The sequence below is a fragment of the Streptomyces sp. NBC_00691 genome (assembly GCF_036226665.1).
Lineage (GTDB): Bacteria > Actinomycetota > Actinomycetes > Streptomycetales > Streptomycetaceae > Streptomyces.
This window is the reverse complement of record NZ_CP109007.1, coordinates 6018426-6032103: the sequence shown is the minus strand read 5'-3', so window position 1 is coordinate 6032103 and position 13678 is coordinate 6018426. Positions and strand designations below refer to the sequence as shown.

11 protein-coding genes are annotated in these 13678 nt (G+C 70.7%); 3 read left to right on the top strand and 8 right to left on the bottom strand.

Features of this window, described 5'->3' with window-relative positions; all coding sequences use genetic code 11:
- The first annotated feature begins 40 nt into the window (after window positions 1–40).
- Entirely contained in the window at window positions 41–1765 is a 1725-nt protein-coding gene (locus tag OG392_RS27320) for a sensor histidine kinase (RefSeq protein ID WP_329283798.1), read from the top strand.
- Window positions 1762–2451, top strand: a complete 690-nt coding sequence (locus OG392_RS27315; protein WP_329283796.1) for a DUF7342 family protein — start codon at window positions 1762–1764, stop codon at window positions 2449–2451. Before OG392_RS27320 ends, OG392_RS27315 begins: the two co-directional genes overlap by 4 nt.
- Before the next feature lie 125 nt (window positions 2452–2576).
- Here OG392_RS27315 and OG392_RS27310 read toward each other — a convergent pair whose 3' ends face one another.
- The 5 genes from OG392_RS27310 to OG392_RS27290 form a co-directional block, all read right to left on the bottom strand.
- Window positions 2577–4169 carry a solute symporter family protein gene (locus OG392_RS27310; protein ID WP_329283794.1) on the bottom strand — a complete coding sequence of 531 codons (1593 nt, stop codon included), beginning with the start codon at window positions 4167–4169 and terminating at the stop codon, window positions 2577–2579.
- On the bottom strand, window positions 4166–4651 hold the full coding sequence (locus OG392_RS27305; protein ID WP_443054894.1) for a DUF485 domain-containing protein: 486 nt from the start codon (window positions 4649–4651) through the stop codon (window positions 4166–4168). The genes OG392_RS27310 and OG392_RS27305 overlap by 4 nt, the downstream gene beginning before the upstream one ends.
- Before the next feature lie 98 nt (window positions 4652–4749).
- Window positions 4750–5547, bottom strand: coding sequence for a response regulator transcription factor (locus OG392_RS27300; RefSeq protein ID WP_329283793.1), 798 nt, complete (start codon window positions 5545–5547; stop codon window positions 4750–4752).
- Window positions 5544–6758, bottom strand: coding sequence for a sensor histidine kinase (locus OG392_RS27295; RefSeq protein WP_329283792.1), 1215 nt, complete (start codon window positions 6756–6758; stop codon window positions 5544–5546). The genes OG392_RS27300 and OG392_RS27295 overlap by 4 nt, the downstream gene beginning before the upstream one ends.
- 97 nt (window positions 6759–6855) lie before the next feature.
- Complete coding sequence (locus OG392_RS27290; RefSeq protein ID WP_329283791.1) at window positions 6856–8973, bottom strand: DNA gyrase/topoisomerase IV subunit B; 2118 nt, start codon at window positions 8971–8973, stop codon at window positions 6856–6858.
- A gap of 432 nt (window positions 8974–9405) precedes the next feature.
- Between OG392_RS27290 and OG392_RS27285 the strand changes: the two genes are divergently transcribed.
- A complete protein-coding gene (locus tag OG392_RS27285; protein WP_015036683.1) occupies window positions 9406–9636 on the top strand; it encodes a DUF7455 domain-containing protein in 231 nt (76 codons plus the stop codon).
- Between the two features lie 114 nt (window positions 9637–9750).
- Here OG392_RS27285 and OG392_RS27280 read toward each other — a convergent pair whose 3' ends face one another.
- From OG392_RS27280 to OG392_RS27270, 3 genes are all read right to left on the bottom strand, one after another.
- Window positions 9751–10569, bottom strand: a complete 819-nt coding sequence (locus OG392_RS27280; RefSeq protein WP_329283789.1) for a S1 family serine peptidase — start codon at window positions 10567–10569, stop codon at window positions 9751–9753.
- Between the two features lie 169 nt (window positions 10570–10738).
- Window positions 10739–12286 (bottom strand): RNA polymerase sigma factor, encoded by a 1548-nt coding sequence (locus OG392_RS27275; protein WP_329283788.1) that lies wholly within the window; start codon window positions 12284–12286, stop codon window positions 10739–10741.
- Window positions 12287–12665: 379 nt separating this feature from the next.
- Window positions 12666–13553 carry a FadR/GntR family transcriptional regulator gene (locus OG392_RS27270; RefSeq protein ID WP_329283787.1) on the bottom strand — a complete coding sequence of 296 codons (888 nt, stop codon included), beginning with the start codon at window positions 13551–13553 and terminating at the stop codon, window positions 12666–12668.
- Window positions 13554–13678 lie beyond the last annotated feature (125 nt).

The following is a 13678-nucleotide window of genomic DNA, read 5'->3' as shown; positions in this document are numbered from 1 at the left end:
CGTTTCCGGTCCCGGCGCGTGGCCCCTTACCGTTTCCGGCATGAGCCCCGCACAGACCAGCCCCCCGCGCCCGCGTGCGCGCCGTCGGCGGTTCGGCTGGCCGCAGCGGGTCTTCTCGCAGGTCCTGCTGATGCAGCTGGCCATCGCGACCGGTGTCACCGTCCTCGCCACCGGCCTCTTCCTGGCCCCGCTCAGCGCCCAGCTGGACGACCAGGCGATGCGGCGCGCCCTGGCCATCGCGGGAACCACGGCGTCGCCCCGGCTGGCCGCGGATCTCACGAGCACGGCTCCGTCGGCGCGCGGGCCGGTGCAGACGGAGGCCGAGCGGATCCGGACCTCCACGGGCGCCGAGTACGTCGTCGTGATGGACACGCGCGGGGTGCGCTGGTCGCACACGGATCCCGCCGCGATCGGCGGGCGCGTCTCCACCGATCCGACGGACGTCCTCGCCGGGCACGAGGTGATGGAGATCGACAGCGGCACCCTGGGCCGCTCGGCGCGCGGCAAGACGCCGCTGCGGGACGCGGACGGGCGGATCGTCGGCGCGGTCTCGGTCGGCATCGAGTACGACAGCGTCCGCGACCGTCTCCTCGCCGCGATCCCCGGCCTCCTCGCCTACGCGGGCGGGGCGCTCGCGGCCGGCGCCCTGGCGGCGTACCTGATCTCCCGGCGTCTGCAGCGGCAGACCCACGACCTGGCCTTCTCCGACATCTCGGCGCTGCTCGCCGAACGCGAGGCCATGCTGCACGGCATCCGCGAGGGCGTCGTGGCCCTGGACCGCAACGGCTCCGTCCGGCTCATGAACGACGAGGCCCAGCGGCTCCTCGGTCTCGGCCCCGAGGCGGCGGGCCGGCCGCTCGACGAGGTCCTCGGCCGGGGCCGTACCGCCGACGTCCTGGCCGGCCGGGTGACGGGCGAGGACCTGCTCACCGTCCGCGGGCAACGGGTGCTCATCGCCAACCGGATGCCGACCGACGACGGCGGCGCCGTGGCGACCCTCCGCGACCGCACCGAGCTGGAGCGGCTCGGTCGCGAGCTGGACTCCACCCGGGGCCTGATCGACGCCCTGCGCGCCCAGGACCACGAGCACGCCAACCGGATGCACACCCTCCTGGGGCTCCTGGAGCTGGAGATGCACGAGGAGGCCGTGGAGTTCGTGACCGAGGTGGTCGGCGTACACCGGGCCACCGCCGAACAGGTCACGGAGAAGGTCCACGACCCGCTCCTCGCGGCGCTCCTGGTCGGCAAGGCGACCGTCGCCGCCGAGCGGGGCGCCTCGCTGCGGCTCACCCCCGACTCGCTGCTGCCGGACCGGCTCGTCGACCCCCGCGAGCTGGTCACCGTCGTCGGCAACCTGGTCGACAACGCCCTGGACGCCCTCGCCGGCACCCCGGGCGCCCGTATCGACGTCGCGTTCCGCACCGAGGGGCGTACGGTCGTGCTGCGGGTCACGGACAGCGGCCCGGGGGTTCCTGAGGAGCGCCGCGCGCTGATCTTCACCGAGGGCTGGTCGACGAAGGCGCTTCCCTCGCACGGGAAGCGCGGCCTCGGCCTCCCCCTGGTGCGCCGGCTCGCCGAGCGCCGGGGCGGCACCGCACGGGTGGCCGACGGGCTCGACGGGGGCGCGGAGTTCACCGTCGTCCTCCCGGACGCCCTGACCGAGCCCGATCCGGACGCGGCCGTACGAGGACCGGAACCCGAGCCCGACGCGACCGTGCGGAGGCCGCGGCCGCCACTCTCCGAGCCGATCGAGGAGGCCCGATGATCGACGTCCTGGTCGTCGACGACGATGTGCTGGTCGCCCGGATCAACGCCGCCTACGTCGCCAAGGTGCCCGGCTTCCGCGTCTCCGCCCTCGCCCACACGACCGCCGAGGCGCTCGCCGCCCTGGACGAGCGGCCGGTGGACCTGATCCTCCTCGACCACTACCTGCCCGACGAGAACGGCCTGGCCGCGGTACGGGAGCTGCGCGCGCGTGGCCACCAGTGCGACGTGATCATGGTGACGGCCGCCCGGGACGTGGCCACCGTCCAGGCCGCGATGCGGCACGGAGCCCTCCAGTACCTGGTCAAGCCGTTCAACTTCGCCGGGCTGCGCGCCAAGCTGGAGGCCTACGCGACCCTCCGCCACACCCTGGAGAGCGGGGGCGAGGCAGAACAGGCCGAGGTCGACCGGATCTTCGGGGTCCTGTCGGCGGGCTCCGTGGCCCCGGACCTGCCCAAGGGACACTCCCCCACGACGGCCGAGCTGGTCCGCCAGGTGCTGCTCGCCGCCGGTGGACCGCTCTCCGCCCAGGAGATCGCCGAGCGGTCCGGCGTCAGCCGCCAGACCGCCCAGCGCTACCTCAAGCTCCTCGAACGCACCGGCAGGGTCCGCCTCTCGCTCCGCTACGGCGAGACGGGCCGCCCGGAACACCGCTACGTCTGGGCGACCTCACCCTCAACGGGCTGAGGCCCGTCGGACGACGCCTGCCCATCGGACGACAGAGGCCTGGTTCCCGAGGCCCCCGTTTCCGAGGCCGGTTCCCGAAGGCCCCGTTCCCGAGGCCGGTCACGAGATCGGATGCGCGAGATCGGTCAGACGGCGCCCGCGCCGGTCAGCGACCGGACCTCGGTCTCGGCGTGGCGCGCCTCGTCGGGCGGCTCGGTCGACGTCACGGTCCCGAGCCACCCGGCGAGGAAGCCCAGCGGGATGGAGACCGCTCCCGGGTTCTGCAGCGGGAACAGGTGGAAGTCGGCCCCGGGGAAGAGTGATTCGGGACTGCCGGAGACCACCGGCGAGACCAGGACCAGCAGCACGGCCGGAATCAGACCGCCGTACACCGACCAGACGGCGCCCCGAGTGGTGAACCTCCGCCAGAACAGCGAGTAGAGCAGCACCGGCAGGTTCGCGGAGGCCGCGACGGCGAAGGCGAGCCCGACGAGGAAGGCCACGTTGAGGTCACGGGCGAGCAGCCCCAGGCCGATCGCGGCGGCACCGATCCCGGCGGCGGCGACCCTGGCCACGGTCACCTCGCTGTACTGCTTCGCGTGCCGACGGCGCAGCGAGGCGTACAGGTCATGGGCGACGGAGGCCGAGGAAGCGAGGGTGATCCCCGCGACGACGGCGAGGATCGTCGCGAAGGCCACGGCGGCCACGATCGCGAAGAGGACGGTGCCGCCCGTGGAGCCCGAACCGCCGCCGAGGTCGAGGGCGAGCAGTGGCACGGCCGTGTTCCCGGACGCGTTGGACGCGCGGACCTCGTCGGGGCCGATCAGGGCGGCCGCGCCGAAGCCGAGCACGATGGTCATCAGATAGAAGCTGCCGATGAGCCCGATGGACCAGACGACCGAGCGGCGGGCGGCACGGGCGGTCGGCACGGTGTAGAAGCGCGACAGGATGTGGGGCAGTCCCGCCGTGCCCAGGACCAGGGCGAGGCCGAGGCTGATGAAGTCGAGCCGGGAGGTCCAGTCGCCGCCGTAGCGGAGACCGGGGGCGAGGAAGTCGAGGCCGTGGCCACTGCGTTCGGCCGCCGTGGAGAGCAGGCTGTTCACATCTCCGTGGAACCGCAGCAGCACGAGGACGGTGAGCGCGATCGTGCCCGCCATGAGCAGGACCGCCTTGACGATCTGGATCCAGGTGGTGGCCCGCATGCCACCGAGCGACACGTAGATCACCATCAGCGCGCCGACGCCGATCACCGTCCAGGAGCGGGCCGCCTCGCTGGTGCCGCCCAGCAGCAACGCGACCAGGCTTCCGGCTCCCACCATCTGCGCCACGAGGTACAGCACGGACACGGCCACCGAGGAGGTGCCCGCCGCGATCCGCACGGGCCGCTCGGCCATCCGCGCGGCGACCACGTCGGCGAGGGTGAACCGCCCGCAGTTGCGGACCAGTTCGGCCACGAGCAGCAGCACGACCAGCCACGCGACCAGGAATCCGACGGAGTAGAGCATGCCGTCGTAGCCGTAGAGGGCGATCAGCCCGGAGATGCCGAGGAAGGAGGCCGCCGACATGTAGTCGCCGGCGATGGCGAAGCCGTTCTCCAGGGGCGAGAAGAGCCTGCCCCCGGCGTAGAACTCCTCCGCCGAACCGCGCCTGTTGCGGCTCACCCAGGTGGTGATCCCCAGGGTGACGGCGATGAAGACGCTGAACAGCACGAGCGCCAGGGTCTGGTGGTTCGCGGTCACCGCTGCGCCATCCCTCGGGTCATCTCCTGGGTGTCCCAGCGCAGGTCGAGCGCGGCCCGGTCCCTGCGCAGCCGCGCGTGGCGCGCGTACGCCCAGGTCAGCAGGAAGGTGGTCAGGAACTGTCCGAGCCCCGCGACCATCGCCACATTGACCACCCCGGCCACCGGCCGCGCCATGAGGCCGGGAGCGGCGGTCGCCGCCACGACGTAGGCCAGGTACCACAGCAGGAACGCCAGGGCGGCCGGGAAGACGAACCGCCGGTAGCGGCTCCGCACTTCCTGGAAGGCAGGACTCCGCTGCACTTCCAGATAGATCTCCGCCGCGCAGTGGACCCGCTGTCGCGGCACCGCGTCGGGGCGTCCGTCACCGGGAGCCCCGGCCCCCACGCGCCCGTCCCGGCCGGAGGCCGTCGCGTCGTACCAGGGGTCGTCGAAGGGCACCGCCGAAGCGTCGAGCCCCTCCTGCTTGTCCACCTGCTCCACCGGCCAACTCTCCTTGTCAAGCGAACCGTTTCGGCCGCGTCCCAAGGATGGACAGAGCGGGAAGATCCCGGACTCTTCTCCTCCCCCTGTTCACCCCATCAGGTGACCTTCCGCCCAGGAGCCCTGACCAGACCGTGCTGATATGCGTACCGCACGGCCTGCGCCCGGTCGCGCACCCCCGTCTTGGCGAAGAGGTTGTTGATATGGGTCTTCACCGTGGCCGTGGAGATCCTCAGCCGCCCGGCGATCTCCTGGTTGGAGAGCCCTTCGGCGACGAGCACGAGCACCTCCGTCTCCCGCTCGGTGAGCCCGTCGGCCTCCGGGACCACGAACCCCGCGGTCGCCATCACCTCCACCGCCCCCGATCCGCTCCCACCCGAGGGCCCCGTCCTCTCGACCCCCTCCCCCCTCTCCAACAGCTGCTCCAGCAGTCGCCGCTGCACCGCGGAGGAAAGTCCCGCCCGCCCGTCGGTCACGTCCCGCAGGGCCCGCACGATCTCCTCCCCGCTCGCGTCCTTGGTCAGGTACCCCCGCGCCCCGGCCCGCAGGGCCGGGAACAGCGAGTCGTCGTCGGCGTAGGTGGTGAGCACCACGACCTCCGTCCCTCGGTGCCGCTCACGGATCCTGCGCGTGGCCTCGACACCGTCGCAGCGCGGCATGCGCAGGTCCATCAGGACCACGTCGGGCGCGAGTTCGGCGGTGAGCGCGACCGCCTCCTCCCCGTCCCGGGCGGATCCGACCACCTCGACCCCGGCAAGCAGCCCGAGCAGCATCACGATCCCCTCGCGCACCACGGACTGATCATCGGCGACCAGCACCCGCACCGCCCGATCCTCCTCCTGGGAATCGACGTCCTCCGCCGGGGGCAGCCCCACGGGCCTCTTCTCCACGCTCATGCCGGCACCCGCAGCCGCACGGCGAATCCCGGCCCGTCCGGCCCCGCGTCCAGACTCCCGCCGAGCAGCTCGGCCCGTTCCCTCATGCCGACCAGCCCGTACCCGGAGCCTGACGAGCCGAGCCCGTACTCCTCCCCGCCACCCTCGGCTGTGGGAGGTGGCCCCGAATCGCATATCTCCAGGGAGATCGCATGCGCCTCGTAGGCGAACCGAATCCGTGTCCGGGCGCCGGGGGCGTGCTTGCGCACGTTCGTCAGAGCCTCCTGCGCGACCCGCCGCACCGCCTGGGAGGCCTCGGCAGGCAGGTTCCGACGCTCTCCACGGACGTCCACCTCGGCGCGGTCCTCCCGGGCCAGCTCCCGCAGGTACTCCTCGACGGGCACCATGTCCCCGCGCAGCGCGGACAGCGCGTGTCTGGTCTCGGCGAGCCCCTCCCTGGCCATGGAGCGGGCCGAGGTCACCAGCTTGAGGACCTCGCTCCGGTCGGCACCCGCCTCGATCTGGAGCCGTGCGACCTCCAGGTGCACCATCTGGGCGGAGAGGCTGTGGGCGAGCACGTCATGTATCTCGCGGGCGATCCTGGCTCTCTCGGCCAGCGCAGCCGACGCGGCCTCGGCCTCCCGGGCCAGCCGCTCCTGGGCGAGCAGCTGGAACCCGGCCCCGCGGGCCTGGGCGTCGAGCCGGAGCGAGTAGCCCGCGAGGAGCACGGCCCCGGTCGTGAGGGCCGCTCCCAGGACCCCGGTGTCGTCCGCCTCCACGAAGCCGGGGACGAGCACGGCCACGGTGGCCAGCCCGAGGGGCAGCGGCAGCCGCTCCATCGCCGTGATCGAGACGGCTATCCACATCACGGTCGCGGGCGTCGAAGCCCCGGCCGCGTAGGCCCCGAGACCGCACAGGGCGATCACCCCGAGGAGACCCATCGAGGCTGCGGCCCGGTGGTCGAGGGTCGTGTGGTGGTACCCGAGCGCCGCGGCCGCGCACAGCCCGAAACCGAGGGGAGGGAACAGCGCGTGCCAGCCGCCGAACCCTCCCGAGCTGTAGCAGCCGGCGAGCAGGAAGACGCTCAGGGCCGTGAGCATGCTGTAGTCCAGGACGATCCGGCCGCGGGGCACACCCAGGCGGGTGAGTGCCTCCCGCGACGGCCAGGCGCTCCAGGAGCCTTCCTGAGCCGCGCCGCTCCCCGTGTCCGCCCGCTCGTGCTTCTCGTTCATGCCCGTCCCCCTCCGTCACAACAATGCTACGGAGGGTCGAAGGCCGTGTGATCGGCCCGTGGGTGGAGCGGACGGCTCCACCCACGGGTGGAGCGCCTCAGGCGTCGATGCGCGAGCGGTCGAGGGTCGCCGCGGAGCCGGTGATGAACTCCTTGCGGGGCGCCACGTCGTTGCCCATGAGGAGGTCGAAGACCTGCTCGGCCGCGTCCAGGTCGCCGATGTTGATCCGGCGCAGGGTGCGGTGACGCGGGTCCATCGTGGTCTCCGCGAGCTGGTCGGCGTCCATCTCGCCCAGACCCTTGTAGCGCTGGATGGAGTCCTTGTAGCGGACGCCCTTGCGCTGGTACTCCAGCAGGGTCTGGCGCAGCTCGTTGTCCGAGTACGTGTAGACGTACTTGTCCTGGCCCTTCTTGGGCTGGACGAGCTCGATCCGGTGCAGCGGGGGCACGGCGGCGAAGACCCGCCCGGCCTCCACCATCGGCCGCATGTAGCGCTGGAAGAGCGTCAGCAGCAGACAGCGGATGTGGGCGCCGTCGACATCGGCGTCGACCAGGAGGACGATCTTCCCGTAGCGGGCCGCGTCGATGTCGAAGGTGCGGCCCGAGCCGGCTCCTATGACCTGGATGATCGCCCCGCACTCGGCGTTCTTCAGCATGTCCGAGACGGACGACTTCTGAACGTTGAGGATCTTGCCGCGGATCGGCAGCAGGGCCTGGAACTCGCTGTTGCGGGCGAGCTTGGCCGTGCCGAGGGCCGAGTCGCCCTCGACGATGAAGAGCTCGCTGCGCTCCACGTCGTCGCTGCGGCAGTCGGCCAGCTTCGCCGGCAGCGAGGAGGACTCCAGCGCCGTCTTCCTGCGCTGCGCCTCCTTGTGCTGGCGCGCGGCGATGCGCGTCCGGGCGGCGGCGACGGCCTTGTCCAGGACGGCACGGGCCTGCGCCTTGGCGTCCCGCTTGGTCGAGGTGAGGAAGGCCTTGAGCTCCTTGGCGACCACGTTCGCCACGATCCGGCGGGCCGCGGACGTGCCGAGGACCTCCTTGGTCTGGCCCTCGAACTGCGGCTCGGCGAGGCGGACCGTCACGACGGCCGTGATCCCCTCCAGGGCGTCGTCCTTGACGATGTCGTCCTCGGCGACGCGCAGCATCTTCGAGGAGCGCAGCACCTCGTTCACCGTCTTGGTCACGGCCTGCTCGAAGCCCGAGACGTGGGTGCCGCCCTTGGGCGTGGCGATGATGTTGACGAAGGACTTCACCGTGCTGTCGTAGCCGGTGCCCCAGCGCAGGGCGATGTCGACGGCGAGCTCACGGGTGACCTCGGTCGGGGTCATGTGGCCACGCTCGTCGAGGACCGGGACGGTCTCCTTGAAGGTGCCCTGGCCCGTGAGGCGCTGGATGTCGCAGACGGCCTTGTCCTGCGCGAGGTACTCGCAGAACTCGCTGATGCCGCCGTCGAAGCGGAAGGTCTCCTCGCTCTTGCCGATCCCCGCCAGGTCCCGCTCGTCGCGGACGACGATCGTGAGGCCGGGCACGAGGAAGGCGGTCTGCCGGGCGCGCTGGTGCAGCGTCTCCAGGGAGAGCTTGGCGTCCTTGAGGAAGATCTGCCGGTCCGCCCAGTAGCGCACGCGCGTGCCGGTACGGGTCTTGGGGACGCGCTTGCCCTTGCGCAGGCCGTTGCCCGGGTCGAAGGGGCTGTCGGGGCCCTGCTCGGTGAAGATGCCCGGCACACCGCGGCGGAAGCTGATCGAGTGGGTGGCGCTGCTCCGGTCGACCTCGACGTCGAGGCGGGCCGACAGGGCGTTGACCACGGAGGCGCCGACGCCGTGCAGACCGCCGGACGCCGCGTACGATCCGCCGCCGAACTTTCCGCCGGCGTGCAGTTTGGTCATGACGACCTCGACTCCGGAGAGTCCGGTCTTCGGCTCGACGTCGACCGGGATGCCCCGGCCGTTGTCCTGGACCTCGACGGAGCCGTCCTCGTGGAGGACGACCTCGATGTGGTCGCAGTAGCCCCCGAGGGCCTCGTCGACGGAGTTGTCGATGATCTCCCAGATGCAGTGCATCAGGCCGCGGCTGTCGGTGGACCCGATGTACATACCGGGGCGCTTGCGGACCGCTTCGAGCCCTTCGAGTACGAGCAGGTGCCGCGCGGTGTAATTGGAAGCGTCACGGTCTGCGGTCAGCAGCGCACTGGACGGCACGGACGTTTCGGCGGTCACGCGGTTCGCTCCTCGCTGAATTTGAAATCTGGCCCAGTGGGGTAAGGCCCGGCGTCGGTCACCCGTCAGAGGGTACCGATGCCTGGTAGAGCCGTTGTTACGCCACCCTCCCCGATTCCTCATGCTAGTCCAGCCTCGCATGGATGTTCGATCCCTCGATGGGGTGACGCGAACATCACGTTCCCTTCCAGGCATGAACCATTTAGGCTCCGGGCACGTCCTCATCAACAACCGGCAACCACGCCGGGAGGACGGACCGACACAAGCAACGCGAAATCCGTAGTGCGACGCAATACGGCTCATTCGCCGCCAACCGGCAGCAGACAGCCACCTGCGAAGATGTTTGAAGGAAAAGCCGCGAGCGGGAACGTTTTCGGCCTGGTTGGATGTTGACCCTGGTACGACAGCTCGTCGAGCTAGAGAAGAGGCGACGTGACTACTGTTCTGACCCCCGCGAGCCCCCTGACGGCCGCTGACCGTTGCGACCGCTGCGGCGCCCAGGCTTACCTGCGTGTCGTCCTGACCAGCGGAGGTGACTTGCTCTTCTGCGCCCACCACGGACGTAAGTTCGAGCCGGAACTCAAGAAGATCGCCGTTGAGATACAGGATGAGACGGACCGCCTGACGGACGTGCCGGCCCGCACGCAGGGCGACGACCACTGACGTCTCGCATCCACGACGAGCCCAGATCCGGCCAATGACCGGGCAACGGGCGGCCACCCCCGCATTCCCAGGGGGGTGGCCGCCCGTTCTCGTACCGCCACTGTCCGCCGTGGATCAGAAACTCTCCGGCAGCACCGCCGAGACGCGGGTGTAGACCCCCGGGTTCTCGGCCTGCCCACAGCCACTGCCCCAGGACACCAGGCCGACGAGAAGCCCGTTCGCCACGAGCGGGCCTCCACTGTCGCCCTGGCACGCGTCCCTGCCGCCGCGCGGGTCACCCGCGCACAGCATCGTCTCGCCCCGGTAGGGGACGCCGAAGCCGCCGGGGTACGCCCGCTCGCACGCGCTGTCCGGCAGCACCTGGACCCGCGCCGTCCGCAGCGAGGACGCATAGGACCCGTTGCCGGTCGTGTCGCCCCAGCCGTAGACGTCCGCCTCCGTGCCGGGCGCGTACGCCGCGTCTCCCGTGCGGGCCACGCCGATCACGTACGACTGCGGCAGCGCGCTTACCAGCGTCAGTACCGCAAGGTCGCCCGAGTTCGTCGTCGGGTCGTAGTCGGGATTGACCCAGGTGTCCGAGATCCGCACCTCCTGCCCGCCCTGTCCACGCAGCGCGGCACGGCCCGCGATGGCCACGAAGTCGCGCACCTCCCACGGCTCACCACCGAGGACCTCACGACCCAGGCAGTGGGCCGCCGTGAGCACCTTGGTCGGCGCCACGAGCACGCCCCCGCAGAACTGGCCCGCGCGCGTACCCCCGAACCGGTCACGGCTGGACAGCGCCACGACCCACGGCGCGTCCGTGATCTGGGCCTGTCGGCCGCCCACCACGACGCTGTCGGCGGCCACGGGGGGAGCGGTGGCCAGTTGCCCCGCCGCCGCCGTGATCAGGCCCAGAGCACCCGTCAACGCTCGGGTGAGGGAACCACGCATGGAGCCTCCTGACTCTCCGGTGATGTCTCTTCACCCAGAGTCCAGCACGCGGCCGCGCCGTGCACCCCGCACACAGCCGGAGGGCCCGGTTCCCCCTGGGGGAACCGGGCCCTTCCGCGTACCGCTCCTGCCTCGCGCCCGTCACGCTCACGGACCGTCGAGGCAGTGATCAGTCGAGGTAGTCGCGCAGCACCTGCGAACGCGACGGGTGACGCAGCTTCGACATGGTCTTGGACTCGATCTGACGGATCCGCTCGCGGGTCACGCCGTAGACCTTGCCGATCTCGTCCAGCGTCTTCGGCTGGCCGTCGGTGAGACCAAAACGCATCGAGACGACGCCGGCCTCACGCTCGGAGAGCGTGTCGAGGACGGAGTGCAGCTGCTCCTGGAGGAGCGTGAAGCTCACCGCGTCGGCCGGGACGACCGCCTCGGAGTCCTCGATCAGGTCGCCGAACTCGCTGTCGCCGTCCTCACCCAGCGGGGTGTGGAGGGAGATCGGCTCTCGGCCGTACTTCTGGACCTCGATGACCTTCTCAGGGGTCATGTCGAGTTCCTTGGCCAGCTCCTCCGGGGTGGGCTCACGGCCCAGGTCCTGGAGCATCTGACGCTGCACACGCGCGAGCTTGTTGATGACCTCGACCATGTGCACCGGGATACGGATGGTGCGGGCCTGGTCGGCCATGGCGCGGGTGATCGCCTGACGGATCCACCAGGTGGCGTACGTGGAGAACTTGTAGCCCTTGGTGTAGTCGAACTTCTCGACCGCGCGGATCAGACCCAGGTTGCCCTCCTGGATCAGGTCCAGGAAGAGCATGCCGCGGCCGGTGTAGCGCTTGGCCAGCGAGACCACCAGACGGAGGTTGGCCTCCAAGAGGTGGTTCTTGGCCCGGCGGCCGTCCTCGGCGATGATCTCCAGCTCGCGCTTGAGCTTCGGCGCGAGCTTGTCCGAGTTCGCGAGCTTGTCCTCGGCGAACAGACCGGCCTCGATGCGCTTGGCGAGCTCGACCTCCTGCTCGGCGTTGAGCAGCGGGACCTTGCCGATCTGCTTCAGGTAGTCCTTGACCGGGTCGGCGGTGGCACCGGCGACGGCGACCTGCTGCGCCGGAGCGTCGTCCTCGTCGTCGTCGGACAGGACGAAGCCCTTGCTCTCGCCCTCGGTCTCTTCTTCCTCGCCCTTGCCGGTCGCGACGTCCTCGAGCAGCTCTTCGCCCTCGACGGCTTCGTCGGAGTCCTTCTTGGACGTGGTCTTCTTGGCCGCCGTCTTCTTGGCGACGGTCTTCTTGGCCACCGTCTTCTTGGCGACGGTCTTCTTCGCGGCCGCCTTCTTGGCGGCGGATCCGGCCTCGTCAGCCGGGTCGGCGCCCTCTGCCGCGGAGGCCGTGGCGGCCGTGACGGTCGTCTTCGTCACGGTCGTCCTGGCGGTGACGGTCTTGGTGGCGGTGCGCTTGGCCGGGCTCTTCGCGGCGACGCTCTTGCGGGCGCGCTTCGGCGACTCCGCTGCACTGACCATCAGCGTCACACCCTCTTCCTCGAGGATCTGATTGAGGCTGCGCAGAACATTCTTCCACTGGGTTGGCGGAATCTGGTCAGCCTCGAAGGCCCGACGCACGTCATCGCCGGCGATCTGCCCATCAGCCTTTCCCCGCTCGATGAGCGCCATCACAGACTCGGACTCGGCGATCTCCGGCGGGAGCGTACGGGATGTGCTGGCCGACACGAACAACCTCTCGGAACGATGGAAACGGCTTCCGGCCCCGCCCTGGATCGGGCTGGAGCCGACGACCGTCGACGGGGAATGTGCCGACGGCGCGGGCTGGACCGGGGAACTGCACAGCGCCTCCATCGGCTGCTGTATTCCTTCCTCGGCTGTCACCTCTTAGGTCATCGCACGGCTCGGAGGAGTGTTACGCCCAATCTTCGTGGCCCGAGTCACACCTCATGTGCGACAAATCAACGCAGAGGGATATATAAGCGTACATTCACTCTGCCGGAATCCTGGCGCCGGCCGGGGAAACCCTTCCGGGCTCCCCGGGCGCCGCTCGGCCCCGGCGGCACGCGATGCCCGCGCCTCCACGCTCCCGGCCACGGCCCGCGGGTCAGTGTTCGCGGGGGGCGGGGACGACGCGCTCGACCTCGGGGTGGACCGTGAGCAGGGCCCGCATGGCCGTCTCCGCGCCGAGGGCATCGCCCGCGGCGAGCGCCTCCACGATCCGCGCGTGATGCGTGAGACAGGCCTCGCTCGGACGGTCGCAGCCCGTGACGGGACCGCCGGACACCTGGAGCGCCGCGCCGACGATGCCGGAGAGGTGCTCCAGCATGCGGTTCCCGGCGAGCTGGACCAGGAGCGAGTGGAACTCGGTGTCGGCGCGGGAGAACGTGATGCCGTCCCCCTGGGCGAACGCGTGGCCCATGATCTCGACCATGTCGGCGAGTCGCTGCTGCACGTCCTCACGGCCGTGTCCGGCGGCGAGGCGGGCGGCCAGGGGCTCGATGGTCCAGCGCAGCTCGTTCAGCTCACGGCGCTGGTCGTCGCGCTGAGGACCGAAGGCCCGCCACTCGATGATGTCCGGGTCGAGGAGGTTCCAGTCACTGACGGGCCTGACGCGGGTGCCGACGTTCGGGCGGGCGCTCACGAGCCCCTTGGCCTCGAGCACGCGCAGCGACTCGCGCACGACGGTGCGCGAGACCTCGAACCGCTGGCCGATCTCCTCGGGGACGAGCGGGCGGTCCGCCCCGAGATCGCCGGAGACGATCATCTGACCGAGCTGCTGGACGAGCTGCCCGTGCAGCCCGCGCCCCCGGTTGCCGGTGCTCCTGCGGCCGACGCGGCCCAGGTCGGTGTCCACCCCCTCCCAGGAGGGCGGGCCCACGCGGCCCGCGACGGGCGCCTCCGCGTAGGGGTAGCGGTCGAGATCGCCCGTGGCGCCGAGGCCGGAGTCGACGGAGCGGGCGGCGGTCATCATGGTGTGCGCAAGGGTACTCACGCATCCTTTGTCGGCGTTGCTTCCGTGACCCTTGAGGTCTTTGGTGAAAAGCACACGAAAGGGTGATCGGCACCCCCTACACAATTGACGATTAATCGGACATAACAGTCACTTCTCAAGGGAGT